Below are 20200 nucleotides of genomic sequence, written 5' to 3'. Positions count from 1 at the left end.
TGGGTGTGTTTTTGGGGGGGGGGGTGGGCGGGGGGGGGGTTTTGCCCACCCCCCCCCCCCGCCCCGCGCGGCCCCGGCGCGGGGGGGGGGGGGGGGGGGGTGTTTTGGGGGGGGGCGCCCCCCCGGGGGGGGGGGGGGGGGGGCGCCCCCCCCCCCCCCCCCCCCACTTTCATGGCGCTATGGCGTGACTCACGGGGTGACGAGGGTGGCGTCCTGGGGAAGCTGGAAGTCCGGTCCGTGAGCGAGGAAGTCCGCGATGAGGGCGGCCAGATCCTCGGCGCGGTCGCCCTGCAGGTCGTGTGCGGCGTCGTGAAGGAGGACGAAGCTGCAGTCGGGCATGAGACGGGCGAAAGTGCGTCCGTTCTGGGGCGGTATCAAGCCGTCCTGCTCGCCGAACGCCACCAGCGTGCGAACGGAACTCTCCGGCAGACGTTCGGTGATCTGCTTCGCGTGGTCGGGGTTCGCTCCGTCGAGCCTGGAGATCAGCGCGAACATCCGAGCCTGGGAGTCGGGGTGGGGCGGTACGAAGACCGGCTCCCGCTCGGGGTGGACGCGAACCAAGCGCAGGGCTTCCTCGGGTGTGAGGTCCGCCTGTGCCGAAGGGTCGACACCTTCTTGGAAGGTGCTGGGTGCCTCGAGGACCAGTGAGGCCACCCGTTCCGGGTGATCGAGGGCGATGTTCAGGGCGACGTTGCCGCCGAGCGTGGTTCCGAGCAGGTGGAAGCTTTTCAGTCCGAGGTCCTGGGTCGCCTGGTAGACGGTGTCGGCCAGTTCGCCGAAGTTGCGGCCGCGGCCGCCGTCGGGCTCGTCGCCCCATCCGGGCAGTGCGAAGAGGATGACGTCGTACTGCTCGGCGAGGCGGTCCAGCAAGGGGGAGAAGCGGAGGCCGACGGCGCTGTGGATGACGACGAGAGTGTCGCCGGCGCCGGCGCGGAAGTAGCGGATGGGGTGACCGTCGGCTTGGGCGACACCTTCGGTGAAGGCGGAGCCGTACTTTGCGGATGCAGATGTCATGGGGGGCCAACTTTCGATCACAGGGGAAGCTGGGTGATCCTGCTCGTGAGGCCTCGCGGCCATTGAAACATGTTTAAATGGCCTTACGTAAATATTTCAATTTGAATCTGATGTGTCAAGACTTTATCGCGTCAGCCGCCGTCCAGTCCTCCGCGCTTGACGAGCTGGCTCGCGATGACGTTGCGCTGGATCTCGTTCGTGCCCTCGCCGACGATCATCAACGGGGCGTCGCGGAAGTACCGTTCGACGTCGAACTCGGTGGAGTAGCCGTAACCGCCGTGGATGCGGATGGCGTTGAGCGCGATCTGCATCGCGGTCTCGGAGGCGAAGAGCTTGGCCATGCCCGCCTCCATGTCCACACGGCGGCCCTCGTCCGCCTCCCGTGCCGCGTACAGGGTGAGCTGCCGCGCCGCGGTCAGTGAAGTCGCCATGTCGGCCAGGTAGTTGCCGATGGACTGGTGCTGCCAGATCGGCTTGCCGAACGACTCGCGTTCCTGGGCGTAGGCGAGGGCGTCCTCCAGCGCCGCACGGCCGACCCCGAGCGCGCGGGCGGCGACCTGAAGGCGGCCGGTCTCCAGGCCCTTCATCATCTGCGCGAAGCCCTTGCCCTCCACGCCGCCGAGCAGCGCGTCGGCCGGCGCCCGGTGGTCCTCGAAGGACAACTCGCAGCTCTCCACGCCCTTGTAGCCGAGCTTGGGCAGATCACGCGAGACGGTCAGGCCCGGGCCGTGCTCCACGAGCAGGATCGAGATGCCCCTGTGCGCCGGAGTGGCGTCCGGGTCGGTCTTGCACAGCAGGGCGATGAGCCCGGAGCGCTGCGAGTTGGTGATCCAGGTCTTCGCCCCGTCGACCACGTATCCGCCGTCGGCGTCCTTGCGGGCGACGGTGCGCAGGGCCTGCAGGTCCGAGCCGCCGCCCGGTTCGGTCAGGGCCATGGTCGCGCGGATCTCGCCGGTGGCCATCCTCGGCAGGTACCGGCGCTTCTGCTCCTCGGTGCCGAAGTGCAGCAGCAGCTTGGCGACCACGGTGTGGCCGCCCATCGCGCCGGCCAGGCTCATCCAGCCACGGGCCAGCTCTTCGGTGATCAGGACGTAACAGGGGGTGGAGACCGGGGTGCCGCCGTACTCCTCGGGGACGGCGAGGCCGAAGATCCCGAGGGTCTTCATCTGCTCGATGAGGGCCTCGGGGTAGGTGTTGGCATGCTCCAACTCCCGGACGACGGGCTTCACTTCCTTGTCGACGAAGTCGTGCACGGTACGGACGACGAGCTGTTCGTCCTCGGACAGGAGGTCCAGGGTGCCCATGCGGCGGTGCTCCTTGCTGAAGTGACGGGTGACGAAGGGCGGTTCAGATGTCGTGCTCGGCCTTCAGGCCCTCGATGTCGGCCGGGCCGTATCCCAGGCCGGCCAGGATGGCGTCGGTGTGCTGCCCGGCGGCGGGGACGGCGTCCATGCGTGGGGCCGTTCCGGCCAGATCCACCGGCGGCAGCAGCGCGGACACCGCGGCTCCGCCGGGAATCGGTACGTCCCGCCAGCGGTCCCGGCCGCTGAGCACCGGGTGTGCCAGGAAGTCGGTCATGTCGTTCACGCCGGCGTTGGCGATGCCCGCCGCGTCCAGCAGCTTCGTCACCTCGTCGCTGTCCAGTTCACCGAACCGCTCGGCCACGAGCGCGTTCAACTGCTCGCGGTGCGCCACCCGGGCCGAGCCCGTGGCGAAGCGCGGATCCGTGACGAGCCCGGGCCGGCCCAGGAACCGCTCGCACAGGGCGGCCCATTCGCGCTCGTTCTGGACGGAGAACAGCACGGCCCTGCCGTCGGCGGCGGTGAAGGCGCCGTAGGGTGCGATGGTGGCGTGCTGGGTGCCCAGGCGTGGGGGCTGGGTGCCGCCGTAACGGGTGTAGTAGGCGGGTTGGCTCACCCACTCGGCCAGCGCCTCGAACAGCGAGACCTCCACGGCCCGGGCGACACCCGTGGTGGCCCGGGTGAACAGGGCGGTGAGGATGCCCGAGTAGGCGTACATGCCGGCCGCGATGTCGGCGATCGACACCCCGACCCGGGCGCCCCCGTGTTCGTTGCCCGTGAGGGAGACCAGCCCGGTCTGGCACTGCACCAGCAGGTCGTACGCCTTGCGGTCGGACCACGGCCCGGTCGAGCCGTAGCCGGAGATCGAGCACGGGACGAGGGAGGGGAAGCGCTCGGCGAGGGCCTCGGCGCCCAGGCCCATCCGGACGGCCGCGCCCGGGGCCAGGTTCTGTACGAACACATCGGCGCCGGCGAGGAGTTGCTCCAGGATCGCGCGGCCGGCGTCCGTCTTCAGGTCGAGCGTCACCGACTCCTTGGAGCGGTTGAGCCACACGAAGTAGCTGGACTCGCCGTGCACCGTGGTGTCGTACCGACGGGCGAAGTCACCCCCGCCGGGCCGCTCCACCTTGATCACCCGTGCGCCGAGGTCGGCCAGCTGACGGGTGGCGAAGGGGGCGGCCACCGCCTGTTCGACGCTGACGACGGTGATGCCGGAGAGGGGCGGTGCTGCCGGGAGCGCGGTCATGAGGTGACCTCCAGGAGGGTGTGGATCCCGTGCCGTTAGTGCCATCATGAACACTCATGACGACGTAGGTGAAATACCAATACGGCATACCACCATGCGTACCTCGGATGGCGGGGGAAGGAAGAACGTCTTGGACCTCAAGCAGCTCAAGGCGATCGTCACGGTCGCCGAGGTGGGCAGCGTCACGCGCGCCGCGGAGTTGCTGCACCTGGTGCAGCCCGCGGTGACCCGGCAGATCCGCACCCTGGAGCAGGAACTGGGCACCCCCCTCTTCGAACGGACCAGGACGGGCATGCGGCCCACCGAGGCCGGGGCGATCATGGTCGACCGGGCCCGGCGCGCCCTGAACGAGCTGGACCGGGCCCGCGCCGAGGTGCAGCCGACCCCGGGCGTGGTGACCGGCATCGTCACCGTCGGGCTGCTGGAGAGCACCAGCGACCTGCTGGCCGAGCCGCTCGTGACCGCGGTCGCCCGTGACCACCCCGGCGTCGAACTCCGCCTGATGACGGCCTACTCCGGGCATCTGCAGCAGTGGCTCGACGACGGGGACCTCGACCTGACCCTGCTCTACAACCTGGACAGCACACCCTCCCTCAGCGCGCATCCGCTGCTGCGGGAACGGTTGTGGGCGGTCGCGCCCCCGTCGGCCCGCCTCCGGGCCGACCAGCCCGTGCCGTTTCCGGAGGCGGCGAAGCACCGGCTCGTCATGCCCACCTCGGGGCACGCGCTGCGCCGGCTGATCGACGCGGCCGCGGTGCGGTCCGGGGCCGCCATCGACGTCGCCGCGCAGACCAACTCCATGCGGGTGCAGAAGCAGCTCGTCCAGGCGGGGCACGGCTGGACCGTCCTGCCCGGCGTGGGCATCGCCGAGGACGTCGCGCGGGGCACGCTGAGCGCCGCGCCGCTGAGTGAGCCCGACGTGTGGCGCTCCGTCGTCCTCGGCACGCCGCGGTTCCGGCGCACCCCGCCCGCCGTGGAGGTCGTCGCACGGGAGCTGGTCCGCCGGATCAACTCCGCGGTGACTCAGGGCAGATGGCCCTCGGCCCAGGTCCAGCAAGACGACGCCCCTGCCGCGGGAGAGTGACTCGCCCAGGTTCAGGGTGCCCATGCGGAGAGGCTCCGCATACATGCACGCGACGCATGCGGACATCACAGCTTTCTATTGTCCAACCCTGTCCATCAGCACTCATGATGGGGAGTGATGAGAGCCGACCTCTAGCTGACGGGATCCCCCTTCCATGCAGCGCTACGAGTTGTTCATCGACGGGGAGAGCCGCGAGGCCGCCGGCGGTGAGTGGTTTCCCACGGACAACCCCTACCTGGGCACCCCGTGGGCCGAGATCGCCAAGGGCACAGCCCTGGACGTCGACGACGCGGTCCGCGCCGCCCATCACGCCCTGTACACCGGCCCCTGGGCCGAGCTGACCGCCAGCGCCCGTGGCGCCCTGCTGAGCCGGCTCGGCGACGCCATCGCCGCGAACGCCCGGCACCTGGCCGAGCTCGAAGTCCGTGACAACGGCAAGCTGTTCACGGAGATGCACGGGCAAGTCGCCTACGTCCCCCAGTGGTTCCACTACTACGGCGGACTCGCCGACAAGGTCGAGGGCACCGTCCCGCCGCTGGACAAGAAGGGCTACTTCGCCTTCACGAAGAAGGAGCCGGTCGGGGTCGTCGCCGTCATCACGCCCTGGAACTCCCCGCTCCTGCTGCTGGCCTGGAAGGTTGCTCCGGCCCTCGCCGCGGGCTGCACGGTGGTAGTGAAACCGTCGGAGTTCACCTCCGCCTCCACTCTCGAACTGGCCCGGGTCTTCCACGAGGCGGGGCTGCCGCCGGGTGTGTTCAACGTCGTCACCGGTTTCGGCCAGGACGTGGGCGCCGCACTCGTCGAGCACCCGCTGGTCCGCAAGGTCAGCTTCACCGGCTCGGACGCCACGGGCCGTCGTATCAACGAGGCCGCGGCCCGCGACTTCAAGCACGTCAGCCTCGAACTCGGCGGCAAGTCCCCCAACATCGTCTGTGCCGACGCCGATCTCGACGCCGCGGTCAACGGCGCCGTCTCCGGCATCTTCGCCGCCACCGGACAGACCTGCATCGCCGGCTCCCGGCTGCTGGTGCAGGAGGATGTGCACGACGAAGTCGTGGGCAGGCTCGTGGAGTTGGCGCGTACCGCGCGCATGGGCGATCCCATGGACGAGGCCACCCAGGTCGGCCCCATCACCACCCCCGCCCAGTACGCCAAGGTCCTCGACTACATCGGCATCGCCCGGCAGGAGGGCGCCCGGCTCGTCCTCGGCGGCAAGGCCGCCGAGCGTGGCGGCTGGTTCGTCGAACCCACCGTCTTCACCGGCGTGAGCAACGGCATGCGCATCGCGCAGGAAGAGATCTTCGGCCCCGTCCTGTCCGTCATCCCCTTCAAGGACGAGGACGAGGCAGTGGAGATCGCCAACGACAGCCGCTACGGCCTCGGCGCCGGCGTGTGGACGAGCGACATCTCCCGCGCCTTCCGCATGGCCGACCGCATCCGCTCCGGCACCGTCTGGGTCAACACCTACCGCGCGGTCAGCTACCTGGCTCCCTTCGGCGGCTTCAAGGACTCCGGCATCGGCCGCGAGAACGGCATCGGCGCCATCACCTCCTACCTGGAGGACAAGTCCGTCTGGATCAACACCGGCGCCCCCACGGGCAACCCCTTCGTCCTGCGCTGAGAGAACCTGCGGCGGCCGACAAAGACAGAGGGACAGAAAGACAGAACGACACAAGGACCAGAGGGACAGAGGGACACAAGGCCACAAGGCCACAAGGCCAGAAGGCCAGAAGGCCAGAAGGCCAGAAGGCCAGAAGGCCAGAAGGCCAGAAGGCCAGAAGGACTCAAGGCCAGCAGGACACCGGGACACAAGGACAGCAGGACGATGCAGCCCACTCCGCCCCCACTCGACTCATACGTGGAGTCCTGGACTCCCGGGCCGGTCACCGACGAGGACCCCCTGCCCACCGGGCCGGTGGCCGCCCTCTCGGCGGTCCTGGACCTGCCCGACCCGGTCGCGAAGGCCGGGGATCCGCTTCCCGCGCTGTGGCACTGGCTGTACTTCCTCAGCTGGCCCGCCGGGCGGGATCTCGGCCCCGACGGCCACCCCCGCGACGGCCACTTCCTGCCGCCCGTCCCGCAGCGGCAGCGCATGTGGGCGGGCGGCCGCTGCGAGATCGTCCGGCCGCTGCTCCTGGGGGAGCCGGCCGAGCGGACCGGCAGCCTCGGCGCGGTGACCGCCAAGCAGGGCCGCACCGGAGAGATGCTGTTCGTCACCGAACGCCGTGAGTTCCGTCAGCACGGCCTGGTCTGCCTGGTGGAGGAACAGGACATCGTCTACCGGTCCGGGCGCACGGCGGGACAGCACCCGGCCGCCCTCGACGAATCCGCCGTTCCCCACCCCGACCGCCCGTGGCAGCTTCCGCTGCGCCCGGGTCCCGCCCTGCTGTTCCGGTTCAGCGCCCTGACCGCGAACGCCCACCGCATCCACTACGACGCCCCGTACTGCCGGGACGAGGAGGGCTACCCCGGAGTCGTCGTCCACGGCCCCCTGCTCGCCCTGCTCATGCTCGAACTGCCCCGACGCCATGCCCCCGACCGGCCCGTGCGCTCGCTGTCCTACCGGCTCCGGCGGCCGGTGTTCGCCGGCGAACACCTCATCGCCTGCGGCACGCCCGCGGGCGGCGGCGCCGAACTGTACATCGCCACCCACCGGGAAGACCGGCACGCCACGGCCGAGGTGACCTTCGCATGACCGCGCCCCACGACCGGATCGCCATCGCGACCAGCCTGCTGTTCGTCCCGGGACACCGGCCCGACCGCTTCGACAAGGCGGCTTCCTCCGGTGCCGACCTGGTCATCGTCGACCTGGAGGACGCCGTCGCCCCCGAGGACAAGGTTCGCGCCCGGGACAATACCGCCGCCTGGCTCGCCCTCGGCAACCAGGCGGTCGTACGCATCAACCCGCCCGGCACCCCCTGGTCCGAGAGTGACCTCGCCGTGGCCGCCGACCACGGCTTCCCGGTGATGGTGCCCAAGGCCGAGGATCCGACGGTGCTCACCGAACTCGCCGACCGTACGGCCGGACGGTGCGCCCTCGTGCCGCTCATCGAGACGGCCCTCGGCGTCCAGCGGGCCCGCGAGGTGTGCGCCGCACCCGGTGTCGTCCGGGCGGCCTTCGGCAACGTCGACCTCGCCGCCCAGCTCGGCGTCGCCCACGATGACCACACGGCACTGGCCTACGCCCGCTCCAGCCTCGTCCTCGCCTCGGCCGCCTCGGGCATCAGCCCGCCGATCGACGGCGTCACCACCGCCGTACGGGACGGGGAAGCGCTCGGCTCGGACATCGCCCACGCCCGACGCCTGGGCTTCACGGGCAAGCTCTGCGTCCACCCGTACCAACTCTCGTACGTGACCGACGGATTCGCCCCCACCGCAGACGAACTGGACTGGGCCCGCGCCGTGGTCCAGGCCGGGGACTCCGTCACCACGGTCGGCGGCCAGATGGTCGACAGGCCCGTCCTGGAACGCGCGCGGCGCCTCCTGGCACTCGCCGCCCGCGCGTAGGGCGCGCGCTCACTCGGCGTTTTGCCTGCGCTGCTCGATGAACGCCTGCAAGGTGTTCAGCCGGTGCTGCCGCGCGTAGCGCTCGACCTCGTCCGGTTCCGCACCCCGTTCGATGAGCGCGAGCAACTCCTCGTGCTCCTCGACCGATTGGAGCGAGCGTGCCGGTACGAAGTCGAAGGGGGACCTTCTGATCCGGTCGAGGAGTTGCAGCTGCCGGTCGACCATGGTCAGCAGGTCGGTGTTCGGGCATCTGCTGCGCAGGATGGCGTGGAACTCGCCGTTCAGCCTGGCGAAGCCGACCGGGTCGAAGGATTCGCGGCTCCGGCGCATCTTCTCGTTCACCTCGCGGGCCGCCTGGAGGTCGTCCTCGGTGAGGTGCGGACCGCTGAGCCCGACGGCGGCACCGTCGACCACCGCCAGCGCTTCCGCCGCCGTCTCGTACTTCGTCTCGTCGATCGCGACCCGGGCGCCGACGTTCCGCTCGAAGGTGACGTGGCCCTCGGCTTCCAGGAGCCGTACCGCTTCGCGTACCGGGACGGCGCTGACCGAGAACTCGCGCGCCAGTTGTTCGAGGACCAGGCGGTATCCCGGGCTGTAGGTGCCGTCCATGATGCGCTCGCGAAGTGCGCGATACACCAGCTGTGACTTCGACAGCCGAGTCGTCTGTGCATCGGGGGAAGGCATCGGTTCATCCTCGCCGGTGGGTCTGGTCTGGAACGTACAAGGGGCACAGCCGGCTGGCAGGCGGGGGACCGGCGTTCCTCAGCATGTCATTCCTCTGCGGGCACGGTGGAGCGAGTCCGGCGGGACAGATGGTGATCGCTGTCCTTCCGCTGTTCGTAATGGTCGATCAGCAACGTGTGTCCCAGGTCGTTGTGGTAGTCCCGCCAGACCGAGTGGATGTGGTTGCCGCTGTCGATCGCGTTGTCGAACTCGATGAGCAACGTATCGGTCTGGATCCGGTAGTAGTGCGACGTTCCGTGCTCGGTCCCGCCCGCCCAACAGAAGAAGATCTTGTCGTCGTTCGTACCGTCGAGCGTGCGCAGATAGGTGTCGGCCAGTTCGTCGGGGACGCGGCCGACGTAGGTCCGGATGAGGTGCCTGACCAACGCGGCCCCCCGGCTGTCCAGGTCGCACGCGGCCACCCCGCGCGGCCGGTCGGCCTCGAACTTGAGCGCCTCCCGGTCCGCGTCCGAGATGCGGTAGCTCGGAATGCCCAGGTCGACGTGGTCGGGCAGCTCGACACGGCCGACGCGGGGCACCTGCCGGGTGACGTAGTCGGCGGGCGCCACGTCGTGGATCACCGCCGCCTTGCGGTGGACGTCCGACATGCCGTGCAGCAGTTCGAAGGCGAGTTCCTCGTCGTCCCTGAGCGGGTGGAAGACGCCCGAGGGAACCGGCTGCGCACCCATGTTGCACGGTGTGACCGTCAGGTAGCGCTGGCCGATGATCGTGTAGCTCAGGGAGAGGTGATGACCGAGGACTCTCCAGCCCCATGTGTCCTCGAAGCCGGGGCGGCCGAAGAACGAGAAGGAGTAGTTGTCGGGATCGCGGAAGTCACCCGCGATGACGCCGAGGCCGCGCTCATGGACCTCCTTCTCGCGCAGCATGTTCTCCATGGCCATGATCTGCAGCGCCTGGCTGTAGCCCCGTGTGCTCAGGCCCGAAGCCAACAGGTGCTGGGCCAGGGTTCGTTGGTGCCCGTGCAGCGCCGACATCGCGATCCCTGTGCGGTCGGGCTTCGGGATGAAGTCCCAGTCGAGGCGCCGGGGATCGGACATGGGGTACGAAGCGATGGCACGCTGATCGGGCGTCAGTGAGTTCAAGAGCGCCCACGTGGAGAACAGCATCCGCTTGATGGTCTCGGGGGCCTCGTATGGCGCATTCACCTGGTCAGTTCCTCAGCTTCCTGGGTTGGGACATTGTCGACCCGGCCGTCGGGCGGCGGCTACGCGCGCGGGGCGCCGTCCGTGGCCTGAGGGGCGGGGTGCCCGTACGCCGCCTCCTTCGCGGCCGCGTCGGCCTGTGGAGCCGGCAGCAGCGGTCCGACGCGGTAGTCGTCCTTGGCGATCGACGTGCGCAGGCGGCCGGTCGACGTGCGAAGTCCGTTCACTTGTGTGCCGGACACTTCGACCTCGACCACGTCCCCCGGCTGTGCGACGGAGGAGCCGGCTGGTGTGCCGGTCAGGATCACGTCACCCGGCTGGAGCGTCATGAACCGTGACAGATCCGCGATCACATAGGCGAAGTCGAAGATCATGTCGTCCGCGACTCGCGCGTCCTGCTCCAGCCGGCCGTTCACGTAGGTCCGGAGGTGCAGGCTCGAAGGGTCGAGCCGGGCCGCGTCCAGGACCGCCGGGCCGATCGGGGTGCAGCCGTCGAGGCCCTTGGAGTGGACGTTCGACCCGGGGTCGGCATAGCGCAGGTCGTACAGGCCGAAGTCGTTCGCCGCCGTCACCCCGCCGACGTGTCGCCACGCGGTCTCCCGGCTGACGCGGTGCGCCTCGGCTCCGATGACGAGGGCGATCTCTCCCTCGAAGGCGAGGAGTTCACAGTCGGCGGGTACGCCGAGCACGGAATCGGAGGGCGCCAGGGTGGAAGGCGCCTTGAGGAAGTACGACGGGAACGCGGGCGTCCTGCCGCGCTGATCGGCGCGACTTCGGTAGTTGAGGTGGACGGCCACCATCTTCGAAGGTCGATCGTGGAGTGGGTTGATCACCAGAGCGTCCTTTCGCCGTCACAGCCACCGGGAGTGGGCCGGTGGAGCCGCTCCGCGCACTATCATGCATGGTTTCATAGCTGTAATCGTATATGATTTTAGCTCACGATTGGCTGGGAGGGTACATGCTCGAACACGCACGCATCGAGGAGATCGCCGACGAGTTGGCCAAAGCGGGTCACAACCGCAAGGTGGTGCCACTGCTGGCGGCCCGCAACCCGGGAATGACGATCGAGGACGCCTACGCCGTGCAGGGGCTGTGGTCGCGGCGGCGTGAAGAGGAAGGCCACACCGTCGTCGGACACAAGATCGGCCTGACGTCCCGGGCGATGCAGGAGGCCACCGGCATCACCGAGCCCGACTACGGCGTCATCTTCGACGACATGGTGCTGGAGAGCGGTGCCGACATCCCGCACGACGCCTTCTCCAACGTGCGCATCGAAGTCGAGCTGGCCTTCGTGCTGAGTCGGCCCCTCACAGGACCGCGCTGCACGGTCTTCGACGTTCTTGCCGCAACCCAGTACGTCGTACCGGCGCTCGAGATCCTCAACTCCCACATCGAGCTCGCCGGACGAACCATTGTCGACACGATCAGCGACAACGCGGCCATGGGAGCCATGGTGATCGGTGGTCGTCCCGTGCCCGTCGGCGACATCGACCTGCGGCGTGTCGGCGCGCTCCTCTACCGCAACCAGACCATCGAGGAGACCGGTCTCGCCGCCGGGGTGCTCAACAACCCTGCCAATGGAGTCGCGTGGCTGGCGAACAAGCTGTTCCATCACGGCACCACACTCAGCGCCGGTCACATCGTCCTCTCGGGATCCTTCACCCGTCCCCTGTGGGTCGAGCGCGGTGACACGATCCACGCCGACTACGGAAACCTGGGGGCGGTCACATGCCGCTTCGTCTAGACCCGCCCTTCGCTTCGGTGCTGGCCGAGGCGGACCGGACACTGATCGGGATGTGGGTGTGCAGCGGCAGTGCCCTGGTCGCCGAGATCTGTGCCGGCAGCGGCCTGGACTGGCTGCTCATCGACACAGAGCACAGTCCAGGCGACCTCATGACGCTGCAGGGCCAGTTGCAGGCCACCCACGCCTACCCGATCACCCCGGTGGTACGGCCCCCCAGCGCCGACCCGGTCACGATCAAGCAGTATCTCGACCTCGGCGTCCAGAACCTGCTGATTCCGATGATCGACGACAGTGCGCAGGCCAGGGAAGTGGCACGAGCCGTCACCTATCCGCCGGAGGGGATCCGGGGCGTCGGCAGTGCGCTGGCCCGCGGGTCGCGCTGGAACCGGGTGCCGGACTACCTGGGACAGGCCCGGGAAACGCTCTCGGTGTATGTGCAGGTCGAGTCCGGCACCGCGGTGAAGAACATCGCGGAGATCGCCACCACGCCCGGCATCGACGGCGTCTTCGTCGGCCCGTCCGATCTGGCGGCATCCATGGGGTTGTTGGGCCAACAGGATCACCCGGATGTCATCCACGCCGTCACCACCTGCATCACGGCTGCGAGGCGTGCGGGAAGGAAGGTCGGGGTGAACGCGTTCGCCCCCGCCCTCGCCCAGCGCTATATCGAAGCGGGCGCCGACTTCATCCTCGTCGGCGCCGACGTCGACCTGCTGGCGCGGGGCAGTGAGCGGTTGATGTCCGCCTACATGGGAGGAGGCACGCCGTGAAGGGCACCGCGTTGCACGCCGAAGTGCGGGACAAGTTGCTGCACACAGCCGTCGCCACCATCAGCGCGGAACTGCGCCGGAGAGGCTACCCGGACATGTCGATCGACGGCGTTCACTCCCGCTTGCCGGGCAGCAAGCTCGTCGGCCCTGCACGAACGCTCCGCTTCGTCGCCTACCGGCCCGACCTCTCCACTGAGTACGGATCCGGTTACAACGCCCAGAAACAGGCCTTCGACGATCTCCAGGCCGACGACGTGCTGGTGATCGAGGCACGCCAGGATCCCTCCACGGGGACGTTCGGCGATGTCCTCGCCCTGCGCGCGAAGGCGCTCGGCGCTGCCGGGATCGTCACCGACGGTGGCGTTCGGGACTCGGCCGCCGTCGCTGCCGTAGGCATTCCGACCTTCACCCAGTCGGTTCACCCCGCGGTCCTCGGCCGGCGCCATGTCCCCTGGGAGAGGGACACGACGATCACGTGCGGGGGAGTGGCGGTCCAGCCCGGGGACATCGTGGTCGGAGACGACGACGGTGTCGTCGTCATCCCGGCACACCTCGTCGAAGAGGTGGCCGCCGCCGCGGCCGACCAGGAGAAGCAGGACGCCTGGGTGGCGGAGCGGATCGCGGAGGGGAATCCGGTCGAGGGACTGTTCCCTCCAACGGGGCGCTGGAAAGAGGACTTCGACAGGTGGCGCGAAAGCCACTGACGATGCCGTAGGACACACGCTTCCGGCCCGCACTCCATGGCGGGCCGGAAGATGTGTCGTACGGCGGGGTCAGCCCTCGAAGTGGCGCTGGAGGCCGTCCCAGACCGCGTCGTAGTCGTCCTGGAGCGTCGGCAGCGCCAGGGCGGCGGCGGTCGGGATGACAGGGAGTCGGGTCTCGAAGAGGAACGTGAGACCGTTGTCGATCTTGCGCGGCTTGAGCTCCGCCGTGCTGGCGGTCTCGTAGGTCTCACGGTCGGGACCGTGCGAGGCGAAGCAGTTGTGCAGGCTGGCGCCGCCGGGGAGGAAGCCCTCGGCCTTCGCGTCGTAGGTGCCGTGCACCAGCCCCACGAACTCGCTCATGACATTGCGGTGGAACCACGGCGGACGGAAGGTGTTCTCGGCGACGAGCCAGCGGTCCGGGAAGATCGCGAAGTCGGCGTTCGCCGTTCCGGGGATTCCGCTGGGTGAGGTCAGCACGGTGTAGATCGACGGGTCCGGGTGGTCGAAGGAGATCGTGCCGATGACCATGAAGTTGCTCAGGTCGTACTTGTAGGGCGCGAGGCTGCCGTGCCAGCCGACGACGTCGAGGGGGGAGTGGTCGTAGTCGGAGACCCACAGGTTGCCGAGGTACTTGTTGAAGACCTGTACCTCCTCGTCCCGTTCCTCGTAGGCCGCTGTCGGGTACAGGAAGTCCCGGTGGTTGGCCAGGCCGTTGGCACCGATCGGGCCGAGTTCGGGCAACCTGAAGATCTGGCCGTAGTTCTCCATGGTGTATCCACGGGCCACACCGTCGGGCAGCTCCACCTTGAAGCGGAGGCCGCGGGGGATGACCAGGATCTCGCCGGGGGAGACGGCGAGGACGCCGAGCTCCGTGGCGACGCGCAGACCGCCCTGCTGCGGGACGATGAGCATCTCGCCGTCGCTGTTGACGAAGTACTCGCGGTCCATCGACCTGGCCGCGGCGTACATGTGGATGGCCACACCCGTCTGCGCGCGCACATCGCCGTTGCCGCCGATGGTGAACAGCGACTCGACGAACGTCTTCGGCTCGGCGGGGAATTCGTAAGGGTCCCACCGCAGGCGGTTGGGGGCAGGGGCGGCGTTCGCGATCGGGCTCGCGGTCAGGTTGCCGGCGTCGACCTGCCGGAACGGGGAGTGCTTCGCGGACGGCCGGATGCGGTAGACCCACGTACGCAGGTTGTCCTGGCGCGGCGCGGTGAACGAAGTGCCGCTCAGCTGCTCGGAGTAGAGCCCCAGCGGTGCCTTCTGCGGGCTGTTGCGGCCCTGCGGCAGGGCCCCCGGGACGGCTTCGGTGACGTGCTGGTTGCCGAAACCCGAGAGATACGCGAGGTCGCGCGCGGAAGCCGGTCCGGTGATGTCGGTGAGTGACCTGTCAACTGTGGTCATGAGTAACTCCGTTGGGTGTTGGGGACCTGGGACGGGCTCAGGTCGCCTCCAGGACGCTGACGTAGTTGGCCACCGCGAGCCCGCCCATGTTGTGCACGGCGGCGCGACGGGCTCCCGGCAGCTGCATGTCACCGGCGGTGCCGGACAGTTGCATCGCGGCCATCACGTGCTGGGAGACCCCGGTGGCGCCGACCGGGTGGCCCTTGCTCTTCAACCCGCCCGAGAGGTTCACCGGCAGGCTGCCGCCCCGGAAGACGGTGCCCTCGTCGAGCGCGACGCGCCCCTTCCCCCGAGGCGCGATGCCGAGCACCTCGTACATCACCAGCTCGGCGATCGTGAAGCAGTCGTGCAGCTCGATCAGGTCGAGGTCACCGAGTTCCACGCCGGCCATGCCTTTCGCGCGGTTCCAGGCGGCGGCGCTGCCGGCGAACTCGACCGGGTCGCGTTTGCCGACGGGCAGGAAGTCGTTCGCCTGGCCGAAGCCGATCAGCCGGACCGGGCTCTGGGCCGCGCCGCCGCTCGGCCTGGTCGTGAGGACGAGCGCCGCCGCGCCGTCGGAGACCGGGGAGCAGTCGGTGCGCCGCAACGGACCGGCGACGACAGGGTTCTTGGGCGAGGTCGTCGCGCAGAACTCGGGGGTGAGCTCCTTGTGGAGGTGAGCCCACGGATTGGCCAGCCCATTGCCGTGGTTCTTCGCCGCGATCTGCCCGAGTACGTCGCCCAGGTCGCCGTAACGCTCCTGATAGGCCTCGGCGACCCTGGCGAACAGCCCGGCGAAACCGGTGCGGGACTCCTGGCCGGCGAGCTCGTAGTCGGCCCCGAGCAGGGCGGCGCCGACCTGCTCCGCCGGGGCGTGGGACATCTTCTCGGCGCCGATCACCAGGACGGTCCGGGCGGTGCCCGCGAGCAGGGACCTGACGCCGCCGTGGACGGCCGCCGAGCCGGAGGCACAGGCGTTCTCGACCCGGGTGGCGGGTACGCCGAACAGGTCGTCGGAGATCTGGAGGGCGAGGGACGAGGCGAAGGCCAGTGGCCACAGGCCCGAGTTGAACTGGCCGAACCAGATCTCGTCGACGTCCCCGGCGTCGATTCCCGCCGAGACGATCGCGTCACGGGCGACGGCGGTGACGAGGTCTTCGAGGGACTGGTCGCGCAATGAACCGAAGCGCGTGTGCCCCCAACCGGAGATGACGATGTCGGATCCGAAGGTCTGGGCGAGAGTCATGCCGCCGCCCCGTACGCGGAACCGACGGTGAACTCGGCCTCGGTGACGGCACGGAGCTCGTCGACCGTCACCCCGGGCGCGGTCCGGGCCAGCAGCAGACCGCCCTCGACGACGTCGAAGACGGCGAGGTCGGTGATGACACGGTCCACGACGCCGACACCGGTCAGCGGGAGGGTGCACTTGCGGACGATCTTGGGGGAGCCGTCCTTGGCGATGTGGGTCGTCAGGGCGATCACGCGGCGCGCCCCCGCGACGAGGTCCATGGCCCCGCCCATGCCCTTGACGACGGATCCCGGGATGCTCCAGTTGGCGAGGTCTCCGGAGCCCGACACCTGCATGGCGCCGAGGATCGTGAGGTCGACGTGCCCGCCGCGGATCATCGCGAAGGAGGCCGCCGAGTCGAAGATGCTGCCGCCGGGCAGCACGGTGACGGTCTGCTTGCCCGCGTTGATCAAGTCGGCGTCCTCGTCCCCCTCATACGGGAACGGGCCCATGCCCAGAAGGCCGTTCTCGCTCTGGAGGGTGACCTTCACGCCCTCGGGGAGATGGTTGGCGACCAGGGTGGGGATGCCGATGCCGAGGTTGACGTAGGCGCCGTCTCTCAGTTCGGAGGCGGCGATGGCGGCCATCTCGTCACGCGACCATGTCATGACTGCTCCTCTTCTCCATAACGCGGCTCTTCGTACCTGCGGGGCAGACGCTCACGCGGATGTCTCGGTCCGCTGCCGCGTGGTGCGCTGCTCGATGTGCTTGACCCGGCTCGACGTCCGTACGACGCGCTGCACGTAGATGCTCGGCGTGACCACGTGGTCGGGATGGATGGCGCCTTCGTCGACGATCTCGTCGACCTCGGCCACGGTGACCCGGCCGGCCGTCGCCACGACCGGGTTGAAGTTGCGGGCGGTGTAGCGGTAGACGAGGTTGCCGGCGGTGTCCGCGCGGTGGGCGCGCACCAGCGCGAGGTCGGCGACCAGGCCGCGTTCGAGGACGTACTCGACTCCGTCGAAGACCTCGGTCTTCTTGCCCGCCGCGACCTCGGTGCCCACCCCGGTGCGGGTGTAGAAGGCGGGGATCCCGGCGCCGCCCGCGCGGAGCCGTTCGGCCAGGGTGCCCTGCGGGTTGAACTCCACCTCGAGCACTCCGTCGAGGTACTGCTGCGCGAACAGCTTGTTCTCACCCACGTAGGAGGCGATGACCTTGCGGACCTGACCGCCCTCGATGAGGACACCGAGGCCGATCCCGTCCACGCCCATGTTGTTGGAGATGACGGTGAGATCCCGGACGCCGGACGCGCGGACCGCCGCGATCAGGTCGTCGGGGATGCCGCTCAGGCCGAACCCGCCTACGGCCAGGGTCATCCCGTCGGACAGCAGTTCGTGCAGCGCCTCGGTGGCGGTGGGGTTGATGACAGCCATGTCGGTTCCTTTCACGGCCGGTTCGTCGGCAGGGCGGGAGGGGACGGGGGAGTTGCGGATCGGCTTGGGCGAAGGGGGAGACGTCTCAGCGGTACCGCCCCCGTAAGGGGCGCGGGGCTGTATCGATATGCGGCTCCGCCGCGATGGGGGTCCCCGCTCGAGCGAAGCCGAGAGTGGGGGAGCGACCAGCCCCCGCCGGCCCGCGGATTTGTCACCGCTCTTCCAGCGGAGCGCTCAGTGCCGATCGACGACCGGCTCGGACGCGAGCACCTCTCCCCGCAGGCATAGCTCCTCCATGAGCCCGAGGACCGCGCCTTGAGAGTCGGCCGTGCCGTAGACGTAACGGTCCGGCCGGACGACCGCCCATGAGATGCCGAGCCGGGAGGCCCAGCCCACGAGAGTGCCGTCGAGGTCGACGACCTCCGCGTCCGCCGTGTCCGCCGCCCTGGTCGTCGTACGGCCGTTCTCGTGATCGGTCGGTCTCCTGACGGCCACGTGTCGGGCACCGAGTGCTCGGCACACGCTCTCGAAGAACTGCCTGGACTCGTCTTCGGCGTCGGCCGCGGGTTCGTCGGCGTTCTCGATGCGCACGACGGCGAACCAGTCGCCCAGTACCTCGTCGAGGCGGACCCGGTCACCGCTCGCGTCCCGCACCCACGGCTGAGGGAACTGGGTGCCCGCCGCCACGTTCGGCGGCGACGCGATCAGCCCCGCCGACAGCGGCGGGATGACCTGCTGCCGTGTGGGGTCCGGACGCAGCCGGCGTGCCTCGCGGAGCCGGGCGTCCCGAGCCCTCGCGCGGTCCGGGTCGAGCTCGCCGATGATCTTTCCGAACTCCTTGGCGAGCGCGACGACTTCGCGCACATGCACCCGCATCTCGGCCTCGTAGGTGTCCAGCACGTGTTCCGGCCAGCCGCGCTTGGCGACGGCGTCGAGTTTCCAGGCGAGTCCGGCCGCGTCCCGGATTCCGGCGCACATTCCCTGCCCGAGGAAGGGCGGCATCTGATGGGCCGCGTCGCCGGCGAGCAGGATGCGTCCGCGCCGCCAGTTGTCGACGACCAGGGCATGGAACCGGTAGACGGCGACCCGTGCGATCTCCAGAGCGTCGACATCGACGAAATGGGACAGGACCCTTCTCACCACGGCGTGGTCTTTGAAGTCCTGGGGGTATTCCGACGGGAGCAGCTTGATCTCCCAGCGCCGGAGCGAGCCGGGTCCGATGATGAAGGTGCCCGGCCGGGACGGCTGACAGTACTGGGTGGCCCTGGAGGGAAGGTCGGTGTCGGCGACGAGGTTGGTGTCGACGATCACCCACCACTCGTCGAAGTCGAGATCGGTGATCGTGGGCTCGACGAGTGAGCGCGTGCGGCTCCTCGCGCCGTCGCACCCGATCAGGAACTCCGCCTCGACGCGCTCCGTCGCTCCGTCGCGCTCCAGGACGACCACGACGGAGTCCGTGTTCTCGGCCGCGTCGACGAGCGAGGTCCCCGGTCGTTGTTCGACGTTCGGGTAGCGCTCCAGCTCCCGCCTCAACCGGGCTTCGAGCCGCGGCTGGTAGAAGAGGAAGTTGGCTTCCCAGCCCAGCGGGTTGGGAGGCGGAGCCGGGTAGAACGTCTTGATGAGCCCGCCGTCGACACCGAGGTAGTCCGATCCCGGATGCGGGATGCACTCCTGGGCGACCTCATCGGCGATGCCGATGGCCTGGAAGGTTCTCATCACCTCGTGATCGGCGGTGATCGCCCGGGGCAGTGGGTAGACCTCGTGTGCGGGGTCCGCGATGAGGACCCTCCACCCTCTGCGCGCGAGGAGGTTGGCGAGAGTGACCCCGGTCGGGCCCATGCCCGCGATCACCGCGTCGTACCGCTTCATCGCTGGTCGCCCGCGGGCTCGCCCGTCTTGTTCAGCTTGTTCAGCGCCGTGATGCGGTGTTCGAGCGGGCCGAAGACCGAATCTCCGTCGGAGAAGGCCTCCATTTCGAGTACGTCGCCATGAAGGAGCCAAGGCGTGCGTACGTCGCCGTAGGTCGCGGTCTCCCAGATGCGCACCTCGGCGAGGCATCCGTGTCCGCTCTCGGCGCCCTCGTTGGAGACCGCGCCCGCGCCGAGGATGGTGCCGGCGGCGAGGTCGCGCGTGCGAGCGGCGTGGGCGATGAACTGCGGGTAGGTGAAGTACATGCCGGTGCCCGAGTCGGGTTCGCCGACGATCGATCCGTTGCGGCTGGTCCGCACCCGCAGGTGGATCCGCTCACCGTCCCACCGCTCGGCGAGCTCGTCGGGGGTCACCGCCGCGAGGGCGAACCCGCTGGTCGGCTTCGCCTGGAGGAAGCCGAAGCCCTTGGGGAGCTCGCTCTGCGTCAGGGTCCGCAGCGTGTAGTCGTTGAGCAGGACGAACAGCTTGATGTGGGCCGCCGCCTCCTCGACGGTGGTGCCCATCGGGACGTCGTCGAGTACGACCGCGATCTCGGCCTCGTAGTCGAGACCGAGATCCTCGTCGGGGATCACCATCTCGTCCCGGGCCTTGAGGAAACGGTCGGACAGGCCCTGGTACATCAGGGGCTCCGTCTCCCAGTTCGGCGGCATTTCCGCCCCGCGGGCGGCACGTGCCTTGCGCATGTGGTCGAGGTAGCCGGAGCCGTCGAGGAACTGGTGGCTCCTGGGGAGCGGGCTTGCCATCTCGAGGTCGGCGACGCGCAGGGCGTCGGTGACGCCGTCCCCGTCGAGGGCCTCGCTCAGCTTCCGCAGCGGCTCCTCCACCTCGGCCCAGTTCTCGAGCGCGGCCTGGAGCGTCGACGCGATCCCGGTCGCCGGTACGGCACGGGTCAGTGTGCGATCGAGGACGACGAGAGTGCCGTCACGGCCTCCTTCAACCAAACTGCCCAGCTTCACTGTGCGGTCCTT

At 69.2% G+C, this 20200-nt stretch carries 19 protein-coding genes; 7 read left to right on the top strand and 12 right to left on the bottom strand.

Features of this window, described 5'->3' with window-relative positions; translation table 11 throughout:
* Positions 1–189: 189 nt before the first annotated feature.
* From ACFY1U_RS50375 to ACFY1U_RS50365, 3 genes are all read right to left on the bottom strand, one after another.
* Positions 190–1014, bottom strand: a complete 825-nt coding sequence (locus ACFY1U_RS50375) for an alpha/beta fold hydrolase (protein WP_390700834.1) — start codon at positions 1012–1014, stop codon at positions 190–192.
* 131 nt (positions 1015–1145) lie between these two features.
* Positions 1146–2318 carry an acyl-CoA dehydrogenase family protein gene (locus tag ACFY1U_RS50370; protein WP_390700833.1) on the bottom strand — a complete coding sequence of 391 codons (1173 nt, stop codon included), beginning with the start codon at positions 2316–2318 and terminating at the stop codon, positions 1146–1148.
* Positions 2319–2361: 43 nt separating this feature from the next.
* Complete coding sequence (locus ACFY1U_RS50365; protein WP_390700832.1) at positions 2362–3561, bottom strand: CaiB/BaiF CoA transferase family protein; 1200 nt, start codon at positions 3559–3561, stop codon at positions 2362–2364.
* 130 nt (positions 3562–3691) lie between these two features.
* On the opposite strand from ACFY1U_RS50365, the gene ACFY1U_RS50360 reads away from it, so the two are divergent.
* The 4 genes from ACFY1U_RS50360 (at position 3692) to ACFY1U_RS50345 (ending at position 8152) form a co-directional block, all read left to right on the top strand.
* Positions 3692–4645 carry a LysR family transcriptional regulator gene (locus ACFY1U_RS50360; RefSeq protein WP_390700831.1) on the top strand — a complete coding sequence of 318 codons (954 nt, stop codon included), beginning with the start codon at positions 3692–3694 and terminating at the stop codon, positions 4643–4645.
* 154 nt (positions 4646–4799) lie between these two features.
* Positions 4800–6266, top strand: coding sequence for an aldehyde dehydrogenase (locus ACFY1U_RS50355; protein ID WP_390700830.1), 1467 nt, complete (start codon positions 4800–4802; stop codon positions 6264–6266).
* A 204-nt stretch (positions 6267–6470) separates the two neighbouring features.
* Complete coding sequence (locus ACFY1U_RS50350) at positions 6471–7340, top strand: hypothetical protein (RefSeq protein WP_390700829.1); 870 nt, start codon at positions 6471–6473, stop codon at positions 7338–7340.
* The gene (locus ACFY1U_RS50345; protein ID WP_390700828.1) at positions 7337–8152 is read left to right on the top strand and encodes an HpcH/HpaI aldolase/citrate lyase family protein; all 816 of its coding nucleotides are present in this window, start codon (positions 7337–7339) and stop codon (positions 8150–8152) included. Before ACFY1U_RS50350 ends, ACFY1U_RS50345 begins: the two co-directional genes overlap by 4 nt.
* Positions 8153–8161: 9 nt before the next feature.
* On the opposite strand, the gene ACFY1U_RS50340 is transcribed toward ACFY1U_RS50345, so the two are convergent.
* The 3 genes from ACFY1U_RS50340 to ACFY1U_RS50330 all read right to left on the bottom strand — a co-directional run bounded on the left by ACFY1U_RS50340 (position 8162) and on the right by ACFY1U_RS50330 (position 10871).
* Positions 8162–8836 carry a GntR family transcriptional regulator gene (locus ACFY1U_RS50340; RefSeq protein ID WP_390700827.1) on the bottom strand — a complete coding sequence of 225 codons (675 nt, stop codon included), beginning with the start codon at positions 8834–8836 and terminating at the stop codon, positions 8162–8164.
* An 86-nt stretch (positions 8837–8922) separates the two neighbouring features.
* On the bottom strand, positions 8923–10041 hold the full coding sequence (locus ACFY1U_RS50335; protein WP_390700826.1) for a DUF3500 domain-containing protein: 1119 nt from the start codon (positions 10039–10041) through the stop codon (positions 8923–8925).
* 59 nt (positions 10042–10100) lie between these two features.
* Complete coding sequence (locus ACFY1U_RS50330) at positions 10101–10871, bottom strand: fumarylacetoacetate hydrolase family protein (protein WP_390700825.1); 771 nt, start codon at positions 10869–10871, stop codon at positions 10101–10103.
* Positions 10872–10996: 125 nt separating this feature from the next.
* Between ACFY1U_RS50330 and hpaH the strand changes: the two genes are divergently transcribed.
* From hpaH to ACFY1U_RS50315, 3 genes are read left to right on the top strand one after another with little or no spacing between them, the layout of a single operon-like run.
* Positions 10997–11782, top strand: coding sequence for a 2-oxo-hept-4-ene-1,7-dioate hydratase (gene hpaH, locus ACFY1U_RS50325; protein ID WP_390700824.1), 786 nt, complete (start codon positions 10997–10999; stop codon positions 11780–11782).
* Complete coding sequence (locus ACFY1U_RS50320; RefSeq protein ID WP_390700823.1) at positions 11767–12552, top strand: HpcH/HpaI aldolase/citrate lyase family protein; 786 nt, start codon at positions 11767–11769, stop codon at positions 12550–12552. Before hpaH ends, ACFY1U_RS50320 begins: the two co-directional genes overlap by 16 nt.
* Positions 12549–13256 carry a dimethylmenaquinone methyltransferase gene (locus tag ACFY1U_RS50315; protein ID WP_390700822.1) on the top strand — a complete coding sequence of 236 codons (708 nt, stop codon included), beginning with the start codon at positions 12549–12551 and terminating at the stop codon, positions 13254–13256. The genes ACFY1U_RS50320 and ACFY1U_RS50315 overlap by 4 nt, the downstream gene beginning before the upstream one ends.
* A gap of 69 nt (positions 13257–13325) precedes the next feature.
* Here ACFY1U_RS50315 and hmgA read toward each other — a convergent pair whose 3' ends face one another.
* From hmgA to ACFY1U_RS50285, 6 genes are all read right to left on the bottom strand, one after another.
* Positions 13326–14663: a homogentisate 1,2-dioxygenase gene (gene hmgA / locus ACFY1U_RS50310; protein WP_390700821.1), complete on the bottom strand. Its 1338-nt coding sequence runs from the start codon at positions 14661–14663 to the stop codon at positions 13326–13328.
* Between the two features lie 37 nt (positions 14664–14700).
* The gene (locus tag ACFY1U_RS50305) at positions 14701–15888 is read right to left on the bottom strand and encodes an acetyl-CoA acetyltransferase (RefSeq protein WP_390700820.1); all 1188 of its coding nucleotides are present in this window, start codon (positions 15886–15888) and stop codon (positions 14701–14703) included.
* Positions 15885–16538, bottom strand: a complete 654-nt coding sequence (locus tag ACFY1U_RS50300; protein ID WP_390700819.1) for a CoA transferase subunit B — start codon at positions 16536–16538, stop codon at positions 15885–15887. Before ACFY1U_RS50300 ends, ACFY1U_RS50305 begins: the two co-directional genes overlap by 4 nt.
* A 51-nt stretch (positions 16539–16589) precedes the next feature.
* Entirely contained in the window at positions 16590–17303 is a 714-nt protein-coding gene (locus ACFY1U_RS50295) for a CoA transferase subunit A (RefSeq protein ID WP_390700818.1), read from the bottom strand.
* Between the two features lie 234 nt (positions 17304–17537).
* Positions 17538–19172, bottom strand: a complete 1635-nt coding sequence (locus ACFY1U_RS50290; protein ID WP_390700817.1) for a bifunctional 3-(3-hydroxy-phenyl)propionate/3-hydroxycinnamic acid hydroxylase — start codon at positions 19170–19172, stop codon at positions 17538–17540.
* Positions 19169–20188: a fumarylacetoacetate hydrolase family protein gene (locus tag ACFY1U_RS50285; RefSeq protein WP_390700816.1), complete on the bottom strand. Its 1020-nt coding sequence runs from the start codon at positions 20186–20188 to the stop codon at positions 19169–19171. Before ACFY1U_RS50285 ends, ACFY1U_RS50290 begins: the two co-directional genes overlap by 4 nt.
* Positions 20189–20200 lie beyond the last annotated feature (12 nt).

Origin of the sequence: Streptomyces sp. NPDC001351 (genome assembly GCF_042896045.1) — a bacterium.
Taxonomy (GTDB): Bacteria; Actinomycetota; Actinomycetes; order Streptomycetales; family Streptomycetaceae; genus Streptomyces.
This window is presented reverse-complemented; position numbering and strand designations above follow the sequence as displayed.